The sequence below is a fragment of the Parahaliea maris genome, assembly GCF_008064665.1.
Taxonomy (GTDB): Bacteria; Pseudomonadota; Gammaproteobacteria; order Pseudomonadales; family Halieaceae; genus Parahaliea; species Parahaliea maris.
On sequence record NZ_VRZA01000004.1, the window covers coordinates 256,385 to 282,758 of the forward strand.

Sequence of the window (26,374 nt, forward strand, 5' to 3'; positions counted from 1 at the left end):
GCGGCGTGTTTCAAATCATTCCGGATGGGTTCTTATATCGATTCTGCATATTGCTGACAGTCGCTGGCTTTTCCGTAATATGGGCATCCAGGGGACCGTTTCAACTGGATTGGGACGGGACCTCGACAAGTACGCAAATATCCAAAGGAATTCGAGCATGATCCGTTCCACTCTCTCTATCGCTGCTGTGATCACCCTCGCTATACCCGCACTGGCCGGGCCGGAAGCGTTCAAACCTGGCACAGTTGTGCCTGGCTTCGGCGCCTCCGCACCTGTGACGGCTGTCGAACTGCCTGCGGATACCCGGTTCATGGTGGCTTTCGATGTCGCCGAGGCGGGCCCTGAAGACGGCCTCAATCGCAAGCTGGTCACTCCCGCACGGTTCCTGAATATGCACGGGGCCGCCGGCGTGCCAGCAGGGAATCTCTCAGCGGCTGTTGTCGTGCACGGCGGCGCCTGGAAGGATTTGCTGACGGACAAGGCGCGCGGAAGTACCAACCCTAATGCCGGATTGATAGCGGAACTGGTCGCTGCGGGAACGACTATTCAACTCTGTGGCCAGACCGCGGCCATGCGAGACGTGGGGCAGGAGGACTTGCTGCCGGGTGTGACCATCGCATTGTCGGCGATGACGGCGCATGCGCAGTTACAGCAGGAAGGTTATACGCTGAATCCGTTCTGAGGCGGTATTCATCGCGAGGGGGTGGACCTACTCATACAGCCTGACCAGTCGGTCTTCATTCACAATGGCAGCAATACGCGGGTCCGTTCTCATCCCGTAGAACCAGGGGCAGTGCTCCTGCTTGCTAGCCATCATTAACGAAATCGCTTCGCTCTCTCGCCCCAGCGCACAGAGAGCAGGGGCAATGTGTGGGCGCGGACTTCGGTTTTCTTTGTTCTCCAGCGCAAACCGGACCAGCTCGCCAGCCCTGGAGCGGCTGCCCACTGTTGCCTCGACGTAGGCGATATTTGCCACTATGCCTGGAATGTCGGCCGACAGGGCCATGCCGCGGGTTGCCGCTTCAAGCGCCTCTTTCTCTCTGCCCATATAGGCTTCGAAAACCGCCAGATAGGTATGGGTAGTATCGTCGTCTGGATAGTTTTGGGCCAACTCGGTCTCGAGTTCTATGGCTTCCTGGACATTCAGGCTATGAAAGAGTGTAAATGCCAGACCGTGGCGGTTCAGCAGAGCCTCGGGATTCAGTTTGGCCCCTTCCCGCTGGTCAAGAACGGCCGCTTTTGCGTCTCCGCGCGCCCGCGAGAACCAGGACCGATGGGCATAGCCCGGCGCATAATCCGGATCGTCCTCCAGCGCCTCGTCCAGTATTGCAAGCCCCTCGTCCAGGTTCTGACCAATCATCCCTTTGAACCAGGCCTTTGCTACCCGGGACGGAACATGAGAAGGGTTGTGGGCGAGGGCCGTGAGGTAAGCGTGCTGTGCCTGCATCAGTGCTTTCTCCGGTGGTAGGTACCCCCGGACACACTGATACATGGTCACATCCGCGATCAGGGCCAGCGCGGCGTCGTAGGTGGGGTCCAGAGCCACTGATTTCTGCAAAAACCTGATAGCCAGGGACAGTTTCTCGGGGCTGGGAATGCTGGCCTCGCGCAGTCCGGACAGGTAGTAGGAATAGGCGGGGGTACTGCTGGTTTCCACCGCGTCGAGCCGGGCGGGCTGGTGCCTCCCGGGGTGCTGTAAATGGATTGACTCGGTAATCCGGTAGCCGTGTTTGGATACCGTCTGAACACAGTCAACTCCGGATTGGCGGAGAATCTTGCGCAGGGAGTAAACACAACGGGCAAGGGAGTCGTAGTGAACGTCCTGTCGCGGCCACAGGGCCTGCTCGATGGTGGCCTGCGAGACTACATCCCCCTCTGCCCGCAGCAGGAGTTCGAGTAACTGAGTTTCCTTCGGCGGCACAGGCAGTCGCAGGTTGTTGCGAAACAATCCCTGGCCTGGCCGAAAACATAAATCCGCAAACCGATAGGTCGGCGCAATCTCGTCGCTGATTGGCGTTAACGCTCTGCGTTTCACAACTCGTTCACCTTGCCTCTTATTCCAACCGCTTTACCCGGGTGTACATTTGTTGACCGAGGTGCCCGTTTTTCGCCTCATCATATTTTCATCAAAAAATCAGCAGCGAGCGCGCCTATAGTATCCCTGTCTGGCTTTGATTTACAAAGGCTCCTGATTAAGCCGGGCAGCTGTCCGCAATCTCTGCAGATGGCTTACGTTTACTGATATAACGTAGGAGTTCGCGGATATTATGTCAGTTAAAAATAGAGCACCGTTCAGCGCTGCGGCACCGAGGCTGGCAACGCCGCTGATGGCCATGCTGGCTGCACTCTCTTTGCCCGTCAGTGGCCAGACGATGACCCTTGAGGAGATGCAAAGCCAGCTGCAGGCCATGCAGGTGAAGATGCAGGAAATGCAGGCCATGCAGGTAAAAATGGCGCAAATGCAGAAGGAGCTTGATGTCCTGCGAGCGAGGGATGCGGAGCGACAGGCTGGCCTGGCCAGCCAGCCGATTGCCGCCAACGACGCCAGCCTGGAAAAGGGCTCAGCCAGTTCGGCCCCTGCAAAAGAACCGGGAGCTGATGTCGCGGCACTGACGGAACCCGATACCGACGCCATATTGTCCAACATGCCCATTGCCGGCCTGGGGCGCGGTGAACAACTTAACGACCCTGACTTCAAGAAGTCCGTACCCCTGTTCGGATCGGACTACCGGTTTTCCATCGGTGGTTATGCCAAGACCGACCTGATCTTTGACTTTGACGGTTCAGCTGACCCCTACCAGTTTTTGTCGGTAGGTATCCCGGTGAACGGTTCACCCCAGGGTGGTAGCTATAGCAAGTTACATATCAGGGAGAGTCGTACGAATCTGGAAATTCGCAATATCAACTCGCCCTACAAGATCGACAAGTTCTTCATGGAGTTCGATTTCTTCGATGGCACGGACAGCACGAACTTCCGCCTGCGCCATGCCTACATGCAATTCGGACAGCTGCTGGCCGGCCGCACCTGGTCGATCATTACGGAACTGCGCGCCCTGCCGTTACTGATGGATTTCGCCGCTGGTGACGCCATCCTCGGCGGGCGCTCTGAACAGATCAAGTGGGATGGCGACAAGCTATTCGGCGCGGTTGACTGGGCTGTCGGCCTTGAAGCCTACGACGATACGCGCATCCTGACACCGGACAGCCTTGACGGCCGCGGCCTGGCCCGGGCGGACGCACCGCGCCTTTCCGGTGGCCTCAGCTACCCCTGGGACCACGGCGTCGTCAGTGTCGGAGCAGCACTCAACGAGGTGCGTTTCGACGGGGCGAATGGTGTCGATGACGAGTCTGAACTGGGCTGGACCTCCGTTATCGGCTCCAGGGTCTATCTCGACCAGGACAACCAGCACTTCCTTGGCTTCAACGCCGGCTATACCCATGGCACGGTAGCGGACATTATTGCCTTCGCCAACGCGGGGACGCCGAACGCTGCACTGGGGGAGGACGGCAAGCTGGACCTGGCCGAGGGCTGGAATGCCAACATCGGTTTGCACCTGAAGCTCCCCGGTAAATTCTCAACCAATCTCCACTATGCCTACACCCGGCTGGAGGAAATTCCCGACCTGTTCCAGCCGGATGAAATGGCCGAGACCTGGGCGGCCCACGCCAACCTGATCTATGACGTTGATCCGCGGTTTCGGGTGGGCATGGAGTACATGTGGGGCGAAAAGAAAACTGTTGCCGGTAATGACGGTGACGCTTCGCGACTTCAGTTCAGTACGTTCTATTACTACTAGAAGGAGAGCCCCCATGAAATGCCCGAACTTCAAGCATCTCGGCACCGCGGTGCTGACCTGCTTGCTGGGGTATACAGGCATGGCCAGTGCGGAAGAGGGGTCCGCCGAGAAAACAGCCGCGGAAATTGCCGCCGAGTTGGCCAACCCGAATACCGCGTTGGGCACGATGAACTTTAACCTGGACTATATCGCCTTCGACGGTGACCTGACCGATGCGGACGAGCAAAGTGCCCTGCGCATGACCTTCCAGCCCAGCCTGCCTTACCCCCTGGAAAGTGGCATGAACTTTTTCGCCCGCCCTGCGGTTCCCGTCATCCTCAAGCAGGATGTCCCTGTAGCTGGGGGGTACGAGGAGCTGGATTTCGAGTTGGGCGATATCGGTTTCGATGTGGGCGTGGGTAAAACCTTCGACAACGGTATTGTCGCCATTGGCGGTATGGTCGGGACATTACCCACTGCAACCGATGACGCCCTTGGCAAGGACCAGTGGGCCCTTGGTCCGGAAGCGCTGGTCGCACTGGTCAAACCCTGGGGCGCGCTGGGTTTGCTGGTGACTCATCAGTGGGACGTTGCCGGAGACAACGACGTCGATACCAACGTGACCGCCGGACAGTACTTCTGGGTGGTGAATTTGAAAGAGGGCTGGCAACTGCGCTCCGGCCCGACCTTCGCCTACGACCACGAAGCCCCGAGCGGGCAGCGCTGGACCTTCCCTGTGGGTGTTGGCGTCAACAAGACCACGATTATTGGTAAAACGCCGTGGAAGTTCGGCCTGGAGTACTGGGAGTACATAGAAGCCCCGGATACCTTTGGCCCGGACTGGCAAATCCGGTTTATTGTCGCGCCGGTGGTGCCTCTGCCCTGGTAATGGATTTTGGAGAAATGAAAATGAGACTTATCAATTGGGCTATGTTGTTAACCACACTGGGCATACTGCCCGCGGTGGCCCAGGAACCCATCGTATCGAGAGACACTCCGATTGCGGAGGTGCGCGATATCTTTGACTACTTTCACACTCCCGCCAATGTCGTTCAAATCCAGGTGGCCAGTGACAAAACCCTCTATGCCTGGCAGAACATGTCGGCGTTCGTCTACACGATGCAAATCAGCCGGGACGGGCCTATCAGCCAGTTGCCGGAGAAGATAGACCCCAAACTCGGTCAGCTCACATTTACCCGCCCGGGCATGTCGCCGGAGACGGTATCCCAGCATTTCGAATCCAGCACGATGGATGCGCTGCTGGTGCTGCATAAAGGCAGCGTGGTGTACGAACACTATAAAACCATGCGGCCCTTTGATAAACACCAGTGGTTCTCCTGCAGTAAGGTCGTTCCGGGAACGTTAGTGGCCTTACTGGCACTCGAAGGGAAGATCGATCTCAAGCAACCGGTGAGTGACTATGTTCCCGAACTGAAGGGTTCCGAGTGGGACAACGTGACCGTCGAAGAAACCCTGGACATGGCGACCGGCCTGGATTCTACCGAACATGAAGAGCACGACGCGCGGACCAACCCCGAGCGTGGCTGGTACCGATGGGCTGTGAGCCTGGGCCTGTTTGAAGACAAGGACAAGCTCAATTTGTCACCTTTTGACGTGCTTCGGAACATGAAGCGGGTCAAGCCCGGCCATACCGTTTTCGAATACAACTCCATCAATACCTTTGTGCTGGAACTGATCGTTGATGAGGTCACCGGCCATACGCTCAACGAAGAGTTCGGGGCCCGCGTCTGGCGCAAGATCGGTGCGCAGAATGACGCCTTCGTCGGAGTCACCGAACACGGCCTGGGTAATGGTTGGGGTTTTATCAACACAACCCTGCGTGATATGGGCCGCTTTGCAATGCTCTACACCCCGAGCTGGGGCAAGGTCAGTAAGGAACAAATCATTCCTCCCGCGCTGATTGATGCGATTCAGCATACGGGCAAGCCTGAGATCTATGGTGGTGGCACTGTGGGTACGCTACTGCAGAGCTCATTTCCTGACATAGCGGGCCTGACGAACCGCTACCAGTGGGACATCGTGTTCCCCGACGGGGATTTCTACAAAGGAGGTGTCGGTGGCCAAGGCATCTACATCTCTCCGTCGGCGGATACGGTCGTGGTGTGGTTCAGCACCGGCAAGCAACAGGAGGAGGTCATGGCGCGAGCGATTGCAAAATCATTCGGCGGCACGGAGTAAGCCTGTCTTAATGTTGGGTAATGAGAATTTGTACGCCAGAAGCAATGCATCACCTGATCAGGAGTAAATCCGGAATGAACACCTCGAAGCAGAGTTGGACGAAATGTATATGGGCGTCGGCACTCGGCATGAGCCTGTCCTTAACGGGCCTTGCCAGCCAGGACTTTTCATCCATGCAGATGCAGGGCATCGAGCAAACTACCGTTGATGTAGATATTGATGCCGCCGTGAAGCGCCTGTCCGGGGCCGTGCAGTTCCGTACTATCTCAAACCAGGACAGGGACGACTTTGATACCAAGGCATTCACCGACTATCACGCCTACCTGGCGGAATCCTACCCCAATGTGACCAAAACGCTTAAACGGGAGGTCCTTGGGGACCCACGCCCTTACAGCCTTCTGTATACCTGGCAGGGGACCGATCCTGAAGCAGAGCCTGTGTTGTTCTATGCACATATGGATGCGGTCCCGGTGCCGGACGATTCGCGTGACCAGTGGCTCCAGGATCCTTTTGCCGGGGTGATTGCCGATGGTTACATCTGGGGCCGCGGCGTGGTGGACGACAAGAACCAGATCCACGGCATCCTCGAAGCCGCTGAAATGAAGATCAAGGAGGGCTGGAAGCCCAGGCGGACGATGTATTTCGTCTTTGGCCAGGACGAGGAAGTGGGCGGGCCAGAGGGCGCCCGCTTCATCGCCGAAACACTCGAAAAGCGGGGCGTCAAGCGCTTCGCCTTTGTGATGGACGAGTCGGCGCCGCTCATTCCCGGCCTGTTCCCCGGTATTCCGGACAATACCGCGCTGATCGGTATCGCCCAGAAGGGCTATCTCAGCCTTGAACTGGCCATTCACGCCGTTGGCGGACACTCGTCACAGCCGCCCGAGGAATCGAATATCGGTATCCTTGCGGAAGCCATCACCAAACTGGAGGCGGCACCGTTCCCCTACAGGATTCATCCGGCCGTTCGCTCGCAATATCGCTATATGGGTCCGGAACTGCCGCAAGAGCAACAGCCGATGTACAAGGCAGTCGCTTTCGGCAAAGACGGTGAAATGACCGACCTCGAAAAGCAATTCATCAAAGCGATGGCCGGCAACCAGGTCACACGGGCCATGCTGCACACCACCATCGCCGTCACCATGTTCAATGCGGGAACCAAGGACAATGTCCTGCCGCCCTCCGCGACGGCCGTGGTCAATTTCCGGCCCATGCCGGGGGATACGCCCGAAGTGATCATCAAGCACGTGAAGGATGCTATTGCTGACGATCGCATTACCGTGCGGGACATTTCCGCCTCCACCCCCGCGACGGCCATCGCCAATCCCGACACCGATGCCTACCGGGCGCTCGAAAAGACGATCCGCCAGACCTGGGGCAATGACCTGATTGTCGCGCCCTTCTTCGTGATCGGCGGCTCGGATTCAAAACATTTTCAGGCCCGACCCTTTGCACCGGACACTTTCACCATTACCGCGCTGCAGCTCGAAAACGTCAAGGAGTTTGAAGGTTTCCACGGGGTGAACGAACGTCTCCTGGTGGATGAGTACGCAAAAACCATCGGCTTTTTCTACCGGATCTTCGAGAACCTCAACGCGAACTAAAGCACAGACCAGCAAGACCTTCGCTCATAGCGCGGTCTACTTGCACACCAGTTAATGATGAACGAAGGAGAACAGGAAATGGCTAACTTCTATCGTCGAGTCCTCGTCGCTGGCGCTGCCGCCGCGGCACTCGCAACAACCCTTTTCGGTGGCAGCGTTACCGCACAGGCTGCTGCGGTTCCAGAGTCGAAGCCGACCCTCATCACCAATGCCCGCATCTTCAATGGCACTTCCCCAAAATTGTCCGAACCGATGAGTGTGCTGGTCGAAGGCAACAAAATTTCCAGCATTGAGTCCAGTATCAAAGCGCCACAGGGCGCGACAGTGATCGACGCCGCCGGGAAGACGCTCATGCCCGGGCTCATCGACATGCACTGGCACATGATGTGGGCCAAGCTCTCCGTGGCGGAAGTGATGACGAAGGACGCCTTCTACCTGGGCATCATGGCAGCGCAGACGGCTGAGGAAGACCTGCTGCGCGGTTTTACCACCTTGCGTGATATTGGTGGTAATACCTTTGGATTGAATGAAGCTATTGACCAAGGGATTATTCCCGGAGCCCGCATCTATCCTTCCGGTGCGCTGGTCAGTCAGACCTCCGGACATGCGGATTTTCGGCCAGGACTAGAGCCAAACCACGCCCCCTACCTGGAGACATCTGGCCACGCGATCATCGCGGATGGTGTGCCTGAAGTCTATCGTGCAGTACGTCAGCAGTTACGTCGCGGGGCAACCCAGATCAAACTCACGGCGGGTGGCGGTGTGTCTTCTGACCTCGATCCGCTCGACGTCCGACAATACTCCCTGGAGGAACTCAAAGCCGCCGTCGAAGCCGCTGACGAATGGAACACCTACGTAGCCGTTCACGCTTTTAGTGACGAAGCGGTTCAAATGGCGATTAAGGCGGGTGTGAAGTCGATAGAACACGGCATGTTGATCACCGAAGATACGGCCAAACTGATGGCCAAGAATGATGTGTGGCTGAGTATTCAACCCATCCTCAACGATGAGGACGCCATTCCTTTTCCCGAGGGTTCGGTCAATCAGCAGAAGTTCGAGCAGGTGACAGAGGGTACGGACAACGCTTACGCAATGGCCAAGAAGTATGGCGTGAAGACCGCCTGGGGTACGGACGTTATCTTCGACCCCGAGCTTTGCCTGAAACACGGTAAGCTGCTGGCCAAGCTCAAGCGCTGGTATAGCCCCTTTGAGGCGCTGAAAATGGCCACCTATGACAACGCCCAACTGCTCAAGTTGAGCGGGCCGCGAAATCCCTATCCCGGTGAGCTCGGCGTCGTGAAGGAAGGCGCCCTGGCCGACCTCCTTCTCGTAGACGGCAATCCACTCGAGAACCTCGATCTGGTGGCCGATCCGGACAACAACTTCGTCGTGATTATGAAAGACGGGAAGATTTATAAAAACAGTTTGTAATCGGATTGTTACCTGCTGACTCGTTTAACGTTTTTAGAGGGCACAAAATGAAATCACTAAGCGTACGACGTTATTTGAGCCTTACGGTGTGTTTGATATGCACTTCCATTGCGCCTGTGTTCGCGCAGGAACAACCGGATATTACCTTGATTACCAACGTCAACGTTTTCGACGGTGTCCATGAGAAACTGATCAAAGACGCCAATGTCGTGGTGACGGGCAACCTGATCTCGGAAGTGTCAACGGAGCCATTGGCCGTTGCTGGCGGCAAGGTGATTGATGGGGGCGGTCGTACCCTGATGCCCGGCCTTACCGATGCTCACTTTCACATAATGCATGCCCATATTTCAAGCAGGGAAATCCTCGTCAATGACCTTGGCTATCTGACCCTGGCGGGGGCAGAAGCCGCCGAAGCGACGCTGATGCGAGGTTTTACAACGGTTCGCGATGCTGGAGGTCCGGTTTTTGGCATCAAGAAAATGATCGACGAGGGACGATATACAGGGCCAAGAATCTATCCTTCGGGTGCTTATATCACGCAGACCTCCGGCCATGGAGATTTCCGCTTTCCCACAGCGATAACAAGGAAAGACGGAAGAGAACTTCTCGATGGTGAAATCATGGGGTGGACAAAGGTCGCAGACGGTGTTCCCCAGGTGATGAGACGGGTGCGTGAGAATTTAATGAGCGGCGCCACTCAGATAAAGGTCATGGCGGGCGGTGGCGTGGCTTCATTTAGTGACCCTCTGGATGTCAGGCAATATACGCTGGAGGAAATGAAGGCGGCAGTGGATACGGCAGCGACCTGGAACACCTATGTACTCGTACACGCCTATTCAGATGTCGCGGTCCGGGGAGCGCTGGAAGCAGGGGTTCAAAGTATTGATCACGGCCAGATGATAACGGAAGACACCGCAAAGCTGATCAAGAAAAAGGATGCATGGCTTAGCTTGCAGCCCTTGCTGAACGATGAAGACGCTCCTCCATTTCCCGAGGGATCTTTCGAACAACAGAAATTCCTGGAAATGACCCAAGGCACGGAGAAAGCCTACACATTAGCCAAAAAACACGATTTGAAGGTCGCCTTTGGCTCGGATCTGCAAAACGGTGCCGAGATTGCGGCCAAACAGGGCAAAGCACTGACAAAACTCACAAGATGGTATGAACCATGGGAGGTGCTGAAAATGGCCACCAGCACCAATTACCAGCTCTTCAAGCTATCTGGACCCAGGGATCCCTATCCCGGAAAGAACGGTGTCATCGAGAAGGGCGCCCTGGCGGATTTGCTCCTGGTGGATGGCAACCCGCTCGAGAATATCGATCTCATCGCCGATCCTGAGAAGAATTTCGATCTCATCATGAAGGACGGCAAGATTTACAAAAATACGCTCGACTAAACCGCCAGGTATCAGGAGTTATCTGACCCCTTGCCCTGCGCTTTGTAGATCCGCTGCTGACGCGCAATCTGGTCTGCATTGCGGCGCAGCAGTGTCGGGAACTCGGGGTGATCTTTGAGCTCGGCGAAGATAGGCTGTATCTCGACGCCGTAATAGCTGTCGCCCTTGTCCAGCCACTCGTGCGCCTGCCGCACCGCCTCGTCGGTTTGTCCGTCCAGGATGGCGACGAGCACCAGGTTGAACCAGCTGCAGGGGCAGAGGTAGCCCGCCTCGAGCATGCCGACAGTCTCGTCCCGACAGCGCGCCATCATCTGCTCGGTGCGATCCCCCTGGCCCAGCTTGCGGTAGTACTGGATCAGGTCGAAGTGACAGCGCTCCTGCCACGGCTCACCGCGGCGCTCCAGCTCCTGGGTGTAGGCGGCGACCACGCGGGCCAGGCTGTCGTTGTCACCGTGCCAGTACTCGAGCTGCATTCCCTGCCAGAGCACGGCGTTGTAGCGCTCATCCTCCGGGGTGGTCGCCTCGAGAATCGCCCTGGCGGCCTCAGGCTCGTTGCGCACCAGGTGGACCTCCATGGACAGATCGGGCAGCCCGAACGCCAGCGCTTCGTCTTGCAGCCCGAGGAAGTCGAACGACCAAGCGTAGTAGGAGCGCATCCGCTCGTTGTCCGGATAGGCTTTCGTGGCGGCTTTCAGTAGCGGTAGCGCCTCGGCGTAGCGGCCCAGGGATGTCAGGTTCTGGATCGAGGTGCGCCTGGCCGGCAGGCTGCCGGGGTGCAGTTGTTCCATACGGTCTGCGATCCGGTCGGCGTCCTCGGGGCGCCAGAAATTCCGGTAATCCCGGGCCAGACCCTCGGAGATCTCCAGGGACATCGGGTCCAGGGCGTAGGCCTGCTCCTTGTCCGCCAGCATGGCCAGGTAGTTGCGCTCCTCGAAGCGCAATTCGGAGCGCCACAGGTAGGCCAGCGCGTGGCTGGGATTGAGGGCAATGGCCATGTCCAGGTCGGCGCCAGCCTCTTTGAAGCGATAGCGCTGGGTGTGCAGCAGCCCGCGGATGGCGTAGGCATCGGCGCTTTCCGGGTTGAGCGCCAGGGCTTTCTCCAGGGCCGGGATGGCCTCCCGCTCTACCTCTTCCGGGCTGAGACGGTCGCTGGAGTCGGTCTCCCACTGGTCCCCGAGGAAGATCCAGGTGGCAGCCAGCAGTGAGTGTGCGGGTGCGAAATCGGGATCGAGCCGGACGGCTTCCTGGAACTTCTCCTGGGCTACCAGCACGTCCTCCCGGGTGCGCTGGTTCAAGCGGCTGCGGCCGATCAGGAAGGCGTTGTAGGCGTCCATGTTCGTAGTGTCGGCTGCCGCATGGGCCTGCTCCCCGAGCAGGTGAAACTTCAGCGCCCCCAGAATGGCGCCGGAGATCTCATCCTGCATCGAGAACACGTCCTTGAGCTCGCGGTCGTAGGTTTCCGACCAGATATGGTAACCGCTGTCGCCGTCAATTAACTGGGCAGTGATGCGCAGGGTATTGCCGGACTTGCGCACCGAACCTTCCAGCACATTGCCTACGTCCAGCTTGGTGGCGATGTCCTTGACGTCGGCATTGGTGCCCTTGAAGGCAAAGGACGACGTGCGCGCAGCCACCCGCAGCTTTTCCGTTTTCGCCAGCAGGTTGAGAATCTCCTCGGAGATCCCGTCGGAAAAGTATTCCTGGTCTTTGGCGGGGGACATGTCCTCGAAGGGCAGCACGGCGATCGAGGCTTGCAGTGGCGGGGCATCCGCGCTTTCAGTAATCTCCGAAATGCGGGCAGCCGCTGGCGGCGCTTCATCGCTGGGAGAACTGAGGTAAGCGTCCCAGACCACAAAGCCCAGGGCGATCGCGAGAAGTCCGAGGCTGAGGTGTTCCAGCAACCGGCCGGTGTTAGAGGTGACTGAATCTTCAGGCAGCACATCCTCACTGCGTTTAAGACCGTCGGGTGTCAGCTCGAAGGCCCAGGCAAAGAGGAGGGCGACGGGGAAACCGATGAGCCCGAGAAAAAACACCAGTGAAGGTACCCATTCGGGCAGGTTTAATGCCGGAACTGCTACGTCGGTCACCTGGACGATGACCCACCCGAGGGCGAGGTAGGCTATCGCCACCCGGAAGACGTTACGCCGCTTTAATTCCCCGATCAATCCCGACACAGCTATTAGTCCCTGAATAGCCCCAAGCGCCGATAATAGCACTTTGTAAGCCAAATGCACTGGGCGAAAAAGCGGCCCCGGGACTATGCTTACCCGATAACAAACCGGGAGACCAACATGCCAAAGCCGCGCCTTGCCCACGTTGTGTTCATGACTCGCCGCTACGAGGAAATGATTGCCTGGTACGAGACGGTGTTCGGGGCCTGGATAGTGCACTCGGACCCTGCGCTGACCTTCATGACCTTCGACGAAGAGCATCACCGCTTTGCCTTTGCCAACCTCGATGTACTGAAACCGACGGTTGCGCCGGTGGAGTGCGGTGAGGTGGGCGTCAACCACGTGGCCTTCACCTTCGCGTCGGCGGGGGAGCTGCTGGAGACTTACGAACGGCTGAAAGGGCTCGGTATCTCGCCTTACTGGCCGGTGCATCATGGCTTTACGCTGTCCCTGTACTACCAGGACCCGGACGGCAACCGGCACGAATTCCAGGTAGAGAGCTGCAGTGTCGAAGAAGCCAACGCATTTATGCGCAGTGACCTCTTTGCCGCTAACCCCATTGGTGTCGGTTACGATCCTGATGAGTTACTGGCGCGCTATCGCGCTGGCGCCTCCGAGGCGGAGTTACTTGATCGGCCTGACAGCGAACCGTCACCTCTGCCGGTCCAGCATGGCATGAGTTAGATTGAGAACCCGCCGAACCATCGGGCGTGTGATAATGTTGCCCGTGGCGAGTGAGCAGGAGGTGGCCGCTTGCTGGCTATTTCGTAGCGATAACCATCGAATCAGGTCCTACGAGGTGGACGGTACGGGTTGCACGGAATCCCGCGTCTTTCATCCAGCCCTCGCAGTCGGCACCGGTATAGTCGAAAACGCCGGGAGTCTCGATCAACATGTTCAGGCTCATAAGTAATCCGAAGGCGTTCTCGCGCCGTTCGTTATCGATCAGTGCTTCGTAGACCACGTAGGCGCCGCCTTCGGGCAGCGCATCGTAGGCCTTTTGCACCAGTGCGCGCTTCTGTTCGAGATCCCAGTCGTGAAGTATGTGGCCCATGACGATCACATCCGCGGGTGGTAACGCGTCTTCGAAGAAGTTGCCGGGGTAGAACGTCATCCGCTCCGATACACCCTGTGAACTCATGTAATCATCAAAAATAGGTCCTACCTGTGGCAGGTCGAAACCGCCGCCTGTCAGGTGTGGGTGAGCCATGGCAATCTGCGCCGTGAACCCGCCCTGGGCGCACCCGACATCAATGAAAGACTTGAACTCGTTCCAGGGGAACAGCTCTGCTGCCGCTTTTGCGGGACCCAGGCTGATGGCAGTCATGGCGGACAGAAACTGCTTCAGGTGATCCGGGGAGTCGTAGAGCACCTCGAAAGGATCGTCGTTTTCAGTATCGTTCAGCGACACACCGGTTTTCAGGGCCTCGGTGAGGTTGGCCCAATGGCGAAAGAGGCGCGCGCTGAACATTTCCAGCAGACCGCCAATGTAGGCTGGTTTGTTGCGGTCGAGGAGGGCGTCTGTATCGGGCGTATTCGAGTAGAGCCCATTCTCCCTGCACAACATGCCCAGGGCGACCAGGGCATCGAGGAAATCGGTTGCGCTTCGTCGATGCAGGCCCAGGCGCTGCCTGATATCTTCACCGCTCTTCGGACCTGCGGCCAATTCTGTGAACAGGCCCAGCTCGACGGCACTTAACAGGGTCCTTGACCCCCAGAAAGCGGTGCCAAGCTGCATAATGGCTTCCTGGTCTGGAATTGCGGACATGGGTATCGACCTCCTGCGCCCGCTGGTGGCGCAAATGCAGATACCAAAGTATGGTCGAAAATGTCAGAAAAGCTTGCAGGGGAGGTCAGTAGAGGAGCTCTGTAGAGGGCCCCGAGGCTTTGCACCCCGGGGCCTTCCAGTTAGCGGTTGTCCGCTATCAGCGAATCTCCGACTCCGGCTTGCCCTGCCAGTAGAAGGGCTTGAGCTCGGCATCCCCGGTCACTTCTTCGCCCAGGTCGCCGGCCCGGTACAGGCGGCCGTTCACCATCACGTGGCTGATGTGATCGGTGTTGCGGATGTCTGCCAGCGGGTTGTCTTCCAGGATCACCAGGTCCGCCAGTTTGCCGGCTTCCAGTGAGCCCACGTCATCGCTCATGCCGAGATAGGTGGCGGGGTTGATGGTTGCGGCGGAGAGCGCTTCCATGGGGCTGAAGCCACCGCGCACGAAGCTCCACATCTCCCAGTGGGTACCCAGGCCTTCACGCTGGCCGTGGGCGCCGGTGTTGACCATGATGCCTTTGTCCAGCAGCACCTTGGCGGCCGCGGCGGCGTCGTCGTCACGGTAGTCCGCTTCCGGGGCCATCGGGCGGCGCACAGAGCGCGGCTGCAGCACTGCCGGGGGCACGAAGTTGGACAGGATGGGGTGCTTCCATACTTCGGTGTCCTGGTAGTAGTAGTCCTCGGAGGTCAGGCCGCCGAAGGTCACTACCAGGGTCGGGGTGTAGCCGGCCTGGGACTGGCTCCAGTACTGGGTGACGTCGTCGTACATGGGCATGACGGGCACGTTGTGCTCGATACCGGTGATGCCGTCGCCGATCAGGTTCATGTCCAGGTGGTAGAGGGAACCGCCCTCGGCCACGGACATCAGGCCTTCCTGGCGGGCTGCCTCGATCACCTGCTGGCGCTGTTCACGGCGCGGCTGGTTGTAGTTCTTCACCGAGATGGCGCCCTGGGCCTTGAGCCGGCGCACGTGGGAGAGGGCGTCGTCCAGACTGTTCACCGGTGACCAGTAGGTGCTCTTGGCGCCGTACACGATCTCGGCGGTGGAGAAGATGCGCGGGCCGAGGATCTTGCCGGTCTGCTGGTATTCCGCGGCGGCAAACACCAGGCTGGCCACGCTGGAGGGGTTATGCACGGTGGTCACGCCCAGCGCCAGGTGGCCGAGCAGGTTCCAGTTCTGCTGGGGCACAATCTCGCCGGAGCCGTAGGGGCCGTGGGCGTGAATGTCGACAAAGCCGGGGATCACGGTCTTGCCGGCCAGGTCCACCTGCTCGTAGCCGGCCGGAACGCTCAGTTCGCCCGTGGCGCCGACCGCCTTGATGCGGTTGCCTTCCAGCAGCACGGTACCGCGTTCGTGGACGGTACGCGCACCGTCCATGGTGATGACCCGGGCGTTGACCAGGGCCACGCGGGTGTCGGGCTTGACGGCCTCCACCTCCATCGACAGGTCGCGGCCGCCTTTGGGGGCCTCAAAGCCTTCGGCGAAGGCGTCCTTCACCGCGACGGTTTTCAGTACCGGCCCGACGGACCAGCTCACGGCGCTGCCATCGGCATTCCAGTACAGGTAGGTGCCGCCGGTCGTGCTCAGCTTGACGCTGGGGAAGGCCGGCTTGGGAGCGTCCAGTACCACTGGCTTGCCACTGGGCAGGATGTCCGCCAGGAACATGTGGTGGCTGTCCTCGAAGGCCAGCTGGCGGCCGCTGGGGGACATGCGCACGGTGGTGGCGAACTCGGCCTGGGCCAGTTCGCGGACTTCGTTCCCGTTGTAGTTCATGGACAGCAGTTTGGTGACGGCGGTGCTGCTGCCGCGGCCGGTGGCGCTGTCGGCGCGTTCCTGCACGTAGAGGCGGCCATCGTCCGGCCCGAAGTGCGGGGCGGTGCCGCGTTTGCTCACAAAGCGGGGCTGGCCGTCGTCGATGTCCATCAGGTAAACGCCGGGTTCCACGCCCCAGGCGGGGTTGAGTAGGGCCGAACCGGGGCGTTTGCGGAAGGCCAGGGTCTCGCCTTCATTGTCGATGGCGAGCTCGGTGAACTGGCCCCTGGCGTCGCTCACGGCACGGGAGCGGCCGCCGCGTGCGCTGACCTTGCGGATGGAGGTCAGGCTTTCATCGTTCCAGCGCAGGAAATAGATGTCGTCACCGTCGGGCGCCCACACCGGGGAGTAGTCGAAGCCGTCCTGCGGGTCGGAGGCCAGGGCTTTGGGGGCGCTGTCGCCGCGCTGCACATAGAGCTGGCCGAGGGATTCAAACACCACGGCCTTGCCGTCGGGGGAGGGCTGGGCAAAGCGCACCATGCGGGTGCGGAAGCGCTCCGGTGCCACGTCCACCTTGAAGCGGGGAGCGGGGTAGATGTCGCGGGTGTCCTTCACGTGGAAGGGGATGTCGCTGACCTCGCCACTGTCCACGCTGATTTTCTTCAGCTTGCCGCCGGCCCAGAACACGATGGCTTCGCTGTCGGGGGTCCAGTCCATGTTCGGGTAGAGGCCGTGGACGGCCCAGGTTTCCTGCATATCCTGGTCGAGGTCGGCGTACACCATGCGCTCCTCGCCGCTGGCCAGGTCTTTCACGAACAGGCGGGATTCGGAGCGCACGCGCTTGACGAAGGCGAGCTGCTTGCCGTCCGGAGAGGGGGTAGGGCGCACGGCGCCACCGGGGCCGCCGGCTACGGTGGTCACTTCACCGCTGCCCAGGTCGATGCGGCGGATCTGGAACAGCTCGGTGTTGCTGTCCTGGTGGTAGATAAAGGTGTTCCCGGGGGTGGCGTTCAGGGTGTAGTAGATGCCCTTGCCATCCGCGGTGAACATGGGCTCACCCTGTTCCTTCTGGAAGGTCTTGGCGGGGCGTTCCACGACCAGCTGGCCGCTCTGGTTTTCACCGCCGTCGGCGCGGTACAGCCAGACCTCACCGGTGCCCAGGGAGCGGGATGTGGTGAAGTGCTTGCGGGCGGCGATGTAGTCGCCGTCCGGGCTCCAGGTGGGGTTGTTCATCAACCGGAAATCCTCGAAGGTCACCTGGTGGTAGGTGTTGGCGTCCAGGTCCAGGGTCCAGATGTTGTCGCCGCCGGCGCGGTCGGAGGTAAACGCGATCTTTTTGCCATCCGGGCTGAAGCGCGGCTGCATGTCCCAGGCGTGGCCGGAGGTCAGGGATTGGGCCTCGCCGCCCGCCAGCGGCAGCAGGTAGAGGTCGCCCATCAGGTCGAACACGACCTGCTTGCCGTCCGGGGAGACATCCAGGCTCATCCAGGTGCCCTCGGTGACGTCGATTTCGGCGCGGGTGGGTTTGACGGAGTAGGCGGGAGCGTTAACGTCCCATCCTGCTTCCGTCTCTTCGGCGGCCAGTAGCCCCGGCGCCGCCAGCAGGGTCGCCAGCGCCAGTGGCGCGGTCGATTGGTATTTCATGCGGTAGTCCAGTATTTGTTGAATGATGCGCGGTGATACATACTGCGCGAACTCGCGTACCTTACACGGTGGAACCCACCACGTGTAGCACTGCCCCATGTGAAACGGAGAACTAACCATGTTCCGCAAGTTTTTGACCCTGATTTCCCTGAGCCTGCTGGTCGCGCTACCCGCATCTGCGCTGGATGTCGGCGATATGGCCCCGGACTTTACCCTGCAGGCGAGTGACGGCAAGACCTACACCCTGTCGGATTACCGCGGCAAGCAGGCTGTGGTGCTGGCCTGGTTTCCCAAGGCCTACACCAAGGGCTGTACCATTGAATGCAAGTCGCTGGCGGAGAATGGCCACCTGATCCGGGAGTACGACGTCAGCTACTTCATGGCCAGTGTGGACCCTCTGGAGGACAACAAGGGCTTCGCCAAGGAGACCAAGGCAGACTTCCCCCTGCTCAGCGACCCGGAGAAAACCGCCGCCGAAGCGTATGACGTGCTGCACATGCTCGGCTTTGCCAAGCGCCACACCATCTACATTGGCGCGGATGGCAAGGTGCTGAAGATCGATACCGACGTGGAGCCCGCTACGTCTGCCCAGGACATGGCTGCCACACTGGGGGAGCTGGGCGTTGCCAAACGCTAGAAGCCCTGCACTCAGAAGCCCTGCACTCAGAAGCCATAGTCAAAGGTGATGGTGAGCCCGTCTACATCGGGCCCCAGCACTGCCTGCAACCCCAGTGCCACCTGGCGGTAACCCAGTGCCACCCCCACTTCGTAGAAGTGAGTAAAACCGAACTGGTCGCGTCCCGGGCCGGTAAAGGCAGTGCCGGCAACGTGGCCGATCAGGTACAGCGGGTGCTCATTGATCGTCGCCGACAGGGGCTGGGCAACGTCGAATTTGGCTGACATACTGCCCGTGTTCGCCTGGAAGCTGGGGAAACCTTCGGATTCATTGAAGCTTTCCACATAGCTGTAGACATAGCTGGTGCTGCCCCGGACCTTGAGGTTGTCATACCAGGTGTCCCTGTATGCCAGCCCGACGGTTGCCCGGCCGATCACCGCGCTGGTGCGCCAGTTGATGACCTGACCTTCAAGCACCGGTGCCAGAATATCGCGCACAAATGCGTTGCTGATACTCGAATCATTCTTGAGCCGGGTGCCACCGGCGCCGAATCCGCCGGTCAATGACAGGGATTGCGTGAGCGGCATGATCAGGCCGGCTTCCGCCACCCCGGTGTAGGCCTCCCACTCGGCATCGATGTCAGTGGTGAACATATCCATGCCGGGAACCAGTTCAAGGTCGTCCAGTTCCTCGGTGTAGCGCAGTGAACTGAAGGCGCCCTGGGCATACCAGCGCCAGTCACTGTCCTCGATTTCAAATTCCTTGTACAGCGGGACCTTGAGCACGGCCATGACGTTGTCCGTATTGGGCGTCTCGCTGTCGATCCGGAAGCCCGATGCGGAGATCTCCGGCGCGGCAGCGAAACTGATCATGTGGGCATAGCCCTGGCCCAGTTCTCGGAAATTGATGCCCGAATCCTCCTGGGCGGTGGCGGGGAGGGTGAGGGTGGCTGTTATCGCTATAGCGAGCGCCCAGGGTGCGGTGTGATGTGGGCAATGAGTAACACTTTGTGGCATAAATTCTGGCTCTTGTTACTTAATAACGCGGTGCTCCAGCGAACTGAACAGGTACTGGTTTCTGGTGGCACAGTCACTATACTAGGTCGCCTGTCCGGGGGTTGCCAGTAGAGCAGGCCCGGTCCCTCGAATTCTGTGGCGAGGAGCTGCAACAGCGCCCCGATATTCGCCATTTCAGGCAAGGAGTTACACCATGCGCAACCTGATTGCGGCACTGTTATTGGTGCCGCTGGCCGCCGTGGCAGCCCCGAGTGAGAGCGAACGCCTCACCCAGTGGCTGGACGCGCGTTACGAAGAAGAGTTGGGGTTCAACCCCATGGAGCAGACCAAACTGGGCCGCAAGACCCAGTACGACCAGATCGATGATTACAGCGATGCCGCAGCCGAGGCCCAGTTGCAATGGCGCCAGGGTACGGTTGCCGCGCTGAAGGCCGGGTTCGACTACCAGGCCCTGGACTCCGAGGCCCGGGTCAGTTACGACTACTGGATCTACCGTGCCGACCGCGCGGTCGAGGATCTTGGCTGGCGTCCGCACACTTATGTGCTGGACCAGGTAACCGCCGTGCACACGTCGCTGCCACAGTTCCTGATCAACTTCCACAACGTGGCTACCGAGCAGGACATGCTCGACTATATCAGCCGCCTGGAGGGTGTAGCCCGGGCCCTTGGCCAGGTGCAGGAGCGGGCTCAACGGGGCGCCGACAAGGGAGTGCGTCCGCCGCGTTTTGCCTACGACATCGTGATCGACCAGTCCCGGGCAGTTGTCAGCGGGGCGCCGTTTGACGACACCGACGCCACGGCTCCTTTGTGGGCCGATATCCAGACCAAGGTGGCCGGGCTGCAGGAAGCGGGCGCGGTGGACGAGCAGCGCGCCGCGGCCCTGCTCGAGCAGGCTCGCGAAACCCTGCTGACAGCAGTGGAGCCAGCCTACAAGGGGCTGGTGGCCTGGCTTGAGTCAGACCGCAAAAACACCTCGGAGCAGCCTCTGGGTGTTTCCAGCCTGGCTGACGGGCAGGCGTTCTATGCCTATCGTTTGCGCAGTTATACCACCACCGATATGAGCGCCGAGGAGGTGCACCAACTCGGGCTTTCCGAAGTGGCGCGTATTCGCGGCGAAATGGATGCGATTCGCAAGCAAGTGGGCTTTGAGGGGGACCTGGCGGCCTTCTTCGAGTTTGTACGCAGTGACGAGCAGTTCTACTATCCCAACACCGACGCCGGCCGCCAGGCGTTCATCGACGAGACGATCCACTATCTGGACCTGATCGACGCCAAACTCCCGGAGTACTTTGGCATCCTGCCCAAGGCGCCGCTGGAGGTTCGCCGGGTCGAGGCCTTCCGTGAGCGCGATGGCGCTGCGGCGCACTACTCCAGTGGCACGGCCGACGGCAGTCGTCCGGGTGTCTATTACATGCACCTTTCGGACATGGGCGCCAACAATCGTACCGACCTGCAGACCACCGCCTACCACGAGGGCAACCCCGGCCACCACATGCAGGGCTCGATTGCACTGGAGCGCACCGACCTGCCGCTGTTCCGCACCAATGTCTGGTACTCCGCCTACGGCGAGGGCTGGGCCCTGTACTCGGAACTGCTGGCCTGGGAGATGGGCGTTTACGACAATCCCTATTACAACTTCGGCCGCCTGGGCGCGGAGATCTTCCGCGCGATTCGCCTGGTGGTGGACACCGGGATGCACGCCAAGGGCTGGAGTGAGGAGCAGGCGGTCCAGTACATGCTGGATAACTCGGCCATTCCGGAAACCGCCGTGCGCTCGGAGATCCAGCGCTACCTGGTGTGGCCGGGGCAGGCGACCTCCTACAAGGTGGGCATGCTGAAAATCCTCGAACTGCGCGAGCGCGCCAAAGCCGAGATGGGCGACGCCTTTGATATCCGCGCCTATCACGACCTGGTGCTGGGCGGCGGCTCACTGCCGCTGGCAATTCTCGAACGCCGCGTCGACGAGTGGATTGCCGCCAGCCGCTGATTTATGTTCTCGTCCGCGACCCTGAAGGAGCTGTTCCGGCTGGCACTGCCAATGGTGGTGTCCCAGAGCGCCTTTGCGCTGATGGTCTTCACCGATCGGCTCTTCATGTCGCGGATCGACGCCCTGCACATCGCCTCTGCCCTGGGTGGGGGTGTCACTTTCTTTGTCACGATTTCCCTGTTCCAGGGGGTCATTTCCTACGCCACGGCGCTGGCGGCCCAGTACATGGGGGCCGGGCAACTGGCCAAGTGCCCGCGGGTGGTGACCCAGGGGGTGATCATGGCGGCAGCCTGCCAGCCCCTGCTGTTACTGCTCGGCTGGCAGGCGGCCAACCTCTTTGAATGGATGGGGCACGCTCCGGCCCAGGTGGCACTCGAACGCCAGTACTTCTTCGTGTTGCTGGCGGGTTCCTTCCTCGCCCTGACCAAAACCTGTATCGCCTCCTATTTTTCCGGTATTGCCCGGACCCGGGTGGTGATGATCTCCGACGTGCTCGGGGTGCTGGTCAACATTCCCCTGACCTATGCCCTCATATTTGGCGTGATGGGCCTGCCGGCCCTGGGCATACAGGGCGCGGCGCTGGGGACGGTGATTGCCACCGGCTTCTCGGTAGCGGTTTACGCACTGTTCTACTTCAACCGCGTGCACCGCCGGCGTTTTTCGGTGATGGACTCGTTCCACTACGACCGGGGCATCCTGCAGCGCTATGTCCGCCTGGGTTTGCCTTCGGGTATGGAAGTGTTTGTGGGTGCTGCCACCTTCAACCTGTTCCTGCTGCTGTTCCAGTCCTACGGGGTGAACGAAGGTGCCGCCATGGCCATCGTGTTCAACTGGGACATGCTCAACTATGTTCCGCTGATCGGGATGAACATTGCCGTCACCAGCATGATTGGCCGTTACGTGGGTGCCGGTGACATGACCCGCACCAACCACGTGATCAGCGCCGCGTTCCTGCTGGCGTTCGGCTACTCGATCCTGTTGGGCACTTTCTTCATCGTGCTGCGCGAGCAACTGATGAACGTCTTCGCCACACCGGGAGAGGACTTCAGCACCATCGTAACCCTGGGTAGCCAGATGATGATCGGCCTGGCGACCTACGTGCTGGCGGACGCGGCCATCCTGATTGCCAGTGGCGTCCTGCGCGGCGCCGGGGATACTCGCTGGCTGATGATTACCTCCATGCTTATCCACGTGCTGATGCTGGTGTTCCAGGTGTACATCATCAAGGTGCTGGCGTTTGGGCCGATGGCGAGCTGGTGGGCCTTTGTTGCGACCCTGCTGGCCCTGGCGGCCATCTATCTCTGGCGCCTGCTGGGCAGCCGCTGGCGCTCACCGGAGCGGCTGGCGCGGGTGATGGCGGAGTAGGGGCCCGCTAAAGATCCAGGCGCCGCAATTCCACGCTTGGCGCACTACTGCGCCAGAGGTTCTGGAACAGTTCGAGGTGTTGCTGGGTGGAAGCGCGGGAATCGGGCTCGTAGAAGCCGCCGCTGTCGCTGTCTGGCGGTTGGTAGAGCACGCCGTCGTGGTCGCGAACGACCAGGGTTTGTCCCGGCCACTCCGGGTGTTCTGCCAGCACCTGCAGGCGCACCTTGGAGGGCATGCGCCGGGCCAGTTGCAGCAGGCGGTGGCCCTGTCTTACCAGCGGCGCCGCTTCCCTCACCAATACGCGGATTTCAGTCTGCCGACTGCGGCGGGCGAGGGCGGCCAGGGCGCTGACCAGCTCCGGGCGGTCAAACACCCGGGTGTCGAGCCGCGGGCTGAGAATGCAGAAGTAGCGCCGCGCGCTCTCCGCCAGCGCCTGGGCGTAGTCGTCGAAAGGAGCGGGGTATTCGACCCCGGCGACAAAGTCCTGCCGGGGCTCCGTCTGCTCCTCGTTCATGTTACTGGGGGATTTCCAGGTGCATGGTGGTGTGCGGAATGCCGGCTTCCTCGAAGGTGGCGCCGCGGGGGACAAAGCCTGCCCGGCGGTAGAAGGGGGCGGCGTGCTGCTGGGCGTGGACATAGACCCGGGACATGCCGGACTCCTTTGCCAGCTCGATCAGGCGCTGCAGGACCGCACCGCCAGTGCCCTTGCCGCGCTCGCTGGGCAATACTGCCATCCGGCCGATTTTGCCGTCGGGCATCAGCCGGCCACAGCCCACCGGGGTCTCCCCGCGCAGGGCCAGCACATGGCGGCTTTCGTTGTCGCGGCCATCCCACTCGATATCCTTGGGTACCCCCTGTTCCTCGATGAACACCACGCGGCGCAGTTCACTGAGGGCCTTCGAGGCCTCGCTCCAGCTGACAGGCTGCAGGGTAAGGGTGTCTGTGTCATTCGACATGGGTCGCTCCGTTTCCAGTGTAGGTCGCTCAGCCATCGATGCAGGCTGCACCGCTTTCAAGAAGGAAGTACAGTAACCCGCTGGCTTGTGGATGCAAGTTTTCCAGGTCACCACAGTCTGCCTGCCCCCGGGCACAGAAGTCTGTCAACCAGGGCAACATCGCGCCAGGGGCGTCGCAGCTGGCGCCGTTGGCAAACACCACGAGGTCGTCGCCCTGCCGGGTCCAGGCGAGCCGCCCCGTCGGGTCGCGATACAGTGGGGTTTCCCCCTTGAGTAAAGCGCGGATATCCGCCTCGTCAACGTCGCCTGCCTTCAGGTCATAGCGCGGTTCTGTCACCAGTTCACCGAACCAGTGCGGTGACTGCTCGTCCTGCAGCAGCGCAATGGCCTGGCGACGGGCGTTCTCAAGGTCGGTTGCGGTTATTTCACCGGAGCGATCGGCACCGGCGCGCTGCGGGTCAGCCAGCAGGTTGTCGGCATTGCTGCTGTCGAGGGCGGTGTCGGTGAGGCGGGCCAGCAGGTCGCGCCGGGCCGGGGCGCGAAAGCCGATGGAGAAGGTGGTGCACTCGCCCCGGGCAATGCCCCAGTGGGCCAGCCCCGGCGGGACGTACAGCAGGTCCCCCGGCTCCAGCAGGCACTCCTGCTGGCATTCGAAGTGCTCGAGTACCCGCATGTCGCAGCCCGCCAGTAAGGGACTGCTACTGTCGCAATGCTGGCCCAGGCGCCACAGGCGCTCGCCTTCGCCCTGCAGCAGGAACACGTCGTAGTAATCGAAATGGGGCCCCACGCTACCGCCGTCGGTGGCGTAGCTCACCATCACATCGTCGGCGCGCCACTGGGGGATAAAGGCTGCCAATTGCTGCAGTGCGGCCACTTCGGGTACGAACTGGTCCACCGCCTGAACCAGCAGGGTCCAGGGGGGAGGGCGCTGGAAGTCCGCTTCGGTAAAGGGGCCGTGGCTCAGCGCCCAGGCACCGCCGGCTTCCTCCACGATGCGCGATTCCACTTCCGCCTCCATCGCCAGGCCCGCGAGTTCGTCGGCATCCAGCGGCACTTCGAAATCCGCGATCGCATTGCGAATCAGCAGGGGTTTGCGCTGCCAGTACTCGGCCAGGAAGTGCTCGATATCTATAGGCAGTGTCAGGGGCTTGGTCGGGGGCATGGGGAGCGGGCAGGGGGCCTGTGGCGCGATGGATGATGCCGCCATTATGAACCAGCCGACAGGGAGCCGACACTGCGAATTTAGCGCAGTGTCGGGCGGGGAGCTTGTGGGGAGAGTGTTACTTGATGGCTTTGGCCTGGGCTACGGCGTTGCCGATGTAGCTGGACGGCGTGAGGGCCAGCAGCTCGTCCCGGGCCTGCTGCGGCAACTCCAGGGTCTCCACGAAGGCCTGGATGGTTTCCCGGTTCATATCCTGGCCGCGGGTCAGAGCCTTGAGTTTCTCGTAGGGCTGCTCGATGCCGTAGCGGCGCATGACGGTCTGGATGGGCTCCGCCAGTACTTCCCAGCTGCTGTCCAGGTCCTGGGCCAGGCGCGCTTCGTTCAGCTGCAGCTTGCCGATGCCCTTCAGGCTGGCCTGGTAGGCAATCAGGCTGTAACCCATGCCCACGCCCATGTTGCGCAGTACGGTGCTGTCGGTGAGGTCCCGCTGCCAGCGGCTGACTGGTAGCTTGGCGGCCAGGTGGCCAAACACCGCGTTGGCCAGGCCCAGGTTCCCTTCGGAGTTCTCGAAGTCGATGGGGTTGACCTTGTGCGGCATGGTGGAGGAGCCCACTTCCCCGGCGATGGTGCGCTGCTTGAAGTAGCCCAGGGAGATGTAGCCCCAGACGTCCCGGTCGAAGTCCACCAGGATGGTGTTGAAGCGGGCGATGGCGTCGAACAGCTCGGCCATGTAGTCGTGGGGTTCGATCTGGGTGGTGTAGGGGTTGAAGGTCAGCCCCAGGGAGGTCACGAACTGTTCGGCGTTGTCCTGCCAGTCCACTTCCGGGTAGGCCGACAGGTGGGCGTTGTAGTTGCCCACGGCGCCGTTGATTTTGCCGAGGAATTCCACCCGCTCGATCTGCTGCATCTGGCGGCGCAGGCGGGCGACCACGTTGGCGATTTCCTTGCCCATGGTGGAGGGGCTGGCGGTCTGGCCGTGGGTGCGGGACAGCATCGGCGCCTCGGCGCTGGCCACGGCGAGGTCGGTCAGGGCGTCCACCACTCGCTGCATTTCCGGCAGGATCACGTCATTCATGCCGTCGCGCAGCATCAGCGCGTGGGACAGGTTGTTGATGTCCTCGGAGGTACAGGCAAAGTGCACGAACTCGGAAATGGCGTTCAGTTCGGCGTTGTCGGCAAAGCGTTCCTTGATGAAGTATTCCACCGCTTTCACGTCGTGGTTGGTAGTGCGCTCGATCTCCTTGATCCGCGCGGCGCCCTCAACATTGAAGCCGGTTTCGATGCTTTCCAGCAGGGCATTGGCGCCGGCGGACAGGGCGGGCACTTCGCCGATCCCGGCGTGGCTCGCCAGGCGCTGCAGCCAGCGGACTTCCACCAGTACCCGGCGCTTGATCAGGCCGTATTCGCTGAATACCTCGCGCAGGGCTGCGGTTTTGCTGCCGTAGCGGCCATCGATGGGGGATACGGCGGTAAGCGCTGACAGGTCCATGCTGACTCCGGGAAATAGATTTGGGGGTGGTTGGGGGCGGCGA

20 protein-coding genes are annotated in these 26,374 nt (G+C 60.6%); 11 read left to right on the top strand and 9 right to left on the bottom strand.

Annotated features, from left to right (window positions below; all coding sequences use genetic code 11):
* Nucleotides 1–157 precede the first annotated feature (157 nt).
* A complete protein-coding gene (locus tag FV139_RS12965) occupies nucleotides 158–682 on the top strand; it encodes a DsrE family protein (RefSeq protein ID WP_213004113.1) in 525 nt (174 codons plus the stop codon).
* A gap of 27 nt (nucleotides 683–709) precedes the next feature.
* On the opposite strand, the gene FV139_RS12970 is transcribed toward FV139_RS12965, so the two are convergent.
* Nucleotides 710–2,035: a winged helix-turn-helix domain-containing protein gene (locus FV139_RS12970; protein ID WP_148068876.1), complete on the bottom strand. Its 1,326-nt coding sequence runs from the start codon at nucleotides 2,033–2,035 to the stop codon at nucleotides 710–712.
* 232 nt (nucleotides 2,036–2,267) lie between these two features.
* Between FV139_RS12970 and FV139_RS12975 the strand changes: the two genes are divergently transcribed.
* The 6 genes from FV139_RS12975 (at nucleotide 2,268) to FV139_RS13000 (ending at nucleotide 10,404) form a co-directional block, all read left to right on the top strand.
* On the top strand, nucleotides 2,268–3,797 hold the full coding sequence (locus FV139_RS12975; RefSeq protein WP_148068877.1) for a hypothetical protein: 1,530 nt from the start codon (nucleotides 2,268–2,270) through the stop codon (nucleotides 3,795–3,797).
* A 13-nt stretch (nucleotides 3,798–3,810) separates the two neighbouring features.
* Nucleotides 3,811–4,665, top strand: a complete 855-nt coding sequence (locus FV139_RS12980; protein ID WP_235898648.1) for a hypothetical protein — start codon at nucleotides 3,811–3,813, stop codon at nucleotides 4,663–4,665.
* Between the two features lie 20 nt (nucleotides 4,666–4,685).
* On the top strand, nucleotides 4,686–5,975 hold the full coding sequence (locus FV139_RS12985) for a serine hydrolase domain-containing protein (RefSeq protein WP_187276522.1): 1,290 nt from the start codon (nucleotides 4,686–4,688) through the stop codon (nucleotides 5,973–5,975).
* Nucleotides 5,976–6,019: 44 nt separating this feature from the next.
* On the top strand, nucleotides 6,020–7,576 hold the full coding sequence (locus FV139_RS12990; RefSeq protein WP_235898649.1) for a M20 family peptidase: 1,557 nt from the start codon (nucleotides 6,020–6,022) through the stop codon (nucleotides 7,574–7,576).
* 78 nt (nucleotides 7,577–7,654) lie between these two features.
* Nucleotides 7,655–9,007 (top strand): metal-dependent hydrolase family protein, encoded by a 1,353-nt coding sequence (locus tag FV139_RS12995; protein ID WP_148068879.1) that lies wholly within the window; start codon nucleotides 7,655–7,657, stop codon nucleotides 9,005–9,007.
* 146 nt (nucleotides 9,008–9,153) lie between these two features.
* On the top strand, nucleotides 9,154–10,404 hold the full coding sequence (locus tag FV139_RS13000) for a metal-dependent hydrolase family protein (protein ID WP_213004115.1): 1,251 nt from the start codon (nucleotides 9,154–9,156) through the stop codon (nucleotides 10,402–10,404).
* A gap of 11 nt (nucleotides 10,405–10,415) precedes the next feature.
* On the opposite strand, the gene FV139_RS13005 is transcribed toward FV139_RS13000, so the two are convergent.
* Nucleotides 10,416–12,578 (bottom strand): tetratricopeptide repeat protein, encoded by a 2,163-nt coding sequence (locus tag FV139_RS13005; RefSeq protein WP_148068881.1) that lies wholly within the window; start codon nucleotides 12,576–12,578, stop codon nucleotides 10,416–10,418.
* A gap of 117 nt (nucleotides 12,579–12,695) precedes the next feature.
* Between FV139_RS13005 and FV139_RS13010 the strand changes: the two genes are divergently transcribed.
* Nucleotides 12,696–13,259 (top strand): VOC family protein, encoded by a 564-nt coding sequence (locus tag FV139_RS13010; RefSeq protein ID WP_148068882.1) that lies wholly within the window; start codon nucleotides 12,696–12,698, stop codon nucleotides 13,257–13,259.
* A 76-nt stretch (nucleotides 13,260–13,335) separates the two neighbouring features.
* Here the strand turns inward: FV139_RS13010 and FV139_RS13015 are convergent, their stop codons facing one another.
* Both FV139_RS13015 and FV139_RS13020 read right to left on the bottom strand, forming a co-directional pair.
* Nucleotides 13,336–14,343 (bottom strand): methyltransferase, encoded by a 1,008-nt coding sequence (locus tag FV139_RS13015; protein WP_148068883.1) that lies wholly within the window; start codon nucleotides 14,341–14,343, stop codon nucleotides 13,336–13,338.
* A 157-nt stretch (nucleotides 14,344–14,500) separates the two neighbouring features.
* Nucleotides 14,501–17,740: an amidohydrolase family protein gene (locus FV139_RS13020; RefSeq protein WP_148068884.1), complete on the bottom strand. Its 3,240-nt coding sequence runs from the start codon at nucleotides 17,738–17,740 to the stop codon at nucleotides 14,501–14,503.
* Nucleotides 17,741–17,858: 118 nt separating this feature from the next.
* Here FV139_RS13020 and FV139_RS13025 point away from each other — a divergent pair, with 118 nt between their 5' ends.
* On the top strand, nucleotides 17,859–18,377 hold the full coding sequence (locus FV139_RS13025; protein ID WP_148068885.1) for a peroxiredoxin: 519 nt from the start codon (nucleotides 17,859–17,861) through the stop codon (nucleotides 18,375–18,377).
* Between the two features lie 26 nt (nucleotides 18,378–18,403).
* Here the strand turns inward: FV139_RS13025 and FV139_RS13030 are convergent, their stop codons facing one another.
* The gene (locus tag FV139_RS13030; RefSeq protein WP_148068886.1) at nucleotides 18,404–19,372 is read right to left on the bottom strand and encodes a hypothetical protein; all 969 of its coding nucleotides are present in this window, start codon (nucleotides 19,370–19,372) and stop codon (nucleotides 18,404–18,406) included.
* A gap of 193 nt (nucleotides 19,373–19,565) precedes the next feature.
* Between FV139_RS13030 and FV139_RS13035 the strand changes: the two genes are divergently transcribed.
* Both FV139_RS13035 and FV139_RS13040 read left to right on the top strand, forming a co-directional pair.
* Nucleotides 19,566–21,359: a DUF885 domain-containing protein gene (locus tag FV139_RS13035; protein WP_148068887.1), complete on the top strand. Its 1,794-nt coding sequence runs from the start codon at nucleotides 19,566–19,568 to the stop codon at nucleotides 21,357–21,359.
* A gap of 3 nt (nucleotides 21,360–21,362) precedes the next feature.
* A complete protein-coding gene (locus tag FV139_RS13040; RefSeq protein WP_235898650.1) occupies nucleotides 21,363–22,724 on the top strand; it encodes an MATE family efflux transporter in 1,362 nt (453 codons plus the stop codon).
* A 7-nt stretch (nucleotides 22,725–22,731) separates the two neighbouring features.
* On the opposite strand, the gene FV139_RS13045 is transcribed toward FV139_RS13040, so the two are convergent.
* From FV139_RS13045 to purB, 4 genes are all read right to left on the bottom strand, one after another.
* Entirely contained in the window at nucleotides 22,732–23,238 is a 507-nt protein-coding gene (locus FV139_RS13045) for a DUF7931 domain-containing protein (protein WP_148068888.1), read from the bottom strand.
* Nucleotide 23,239: 1 nt separating this feature from the next.
* On the bottom strand, nucleotides 23,240–23,680 hold the full coding sequence (locus tag FV139_RS13050) for a GNAT family N-acetyltransferase (protein ID WP_148068889.1): 441 nt from the start codon (nucleotides 23,678–23,680) through the stop codon (nucleotides 23,240–23,242).
* A 28-nt stretch (nucleotides 23,681–23,708) separates the two neighbouring features.
* The gene (locus FV139_RS13055; RefSeq protein ID WP_148068890.1) at nucleotides 23,709–24,887 is read right to left on the bottom strand and encodes a cupin domain-containing protein; all 1,179 of its coding nucleotides are present in this window, start codon (nucleotides 24,885–24,887) and stop codon (nucleotides 23,709–23,711) included.
* Between the two features lie 73 nt (nucleotides 24,888–24,960).
* Entirely contained in the window at nucleotides 24,961–26,331 is a 1,371-nt protein-coding gene (purB, locus tag FV139_RS13060; RefSeq protein ID WP_148068891.1) for an adenylosuccinate lyase, read from the bottom strand.
* Nucleotides 26,332–26,374 lie beyond the last annotated feature (43 nt).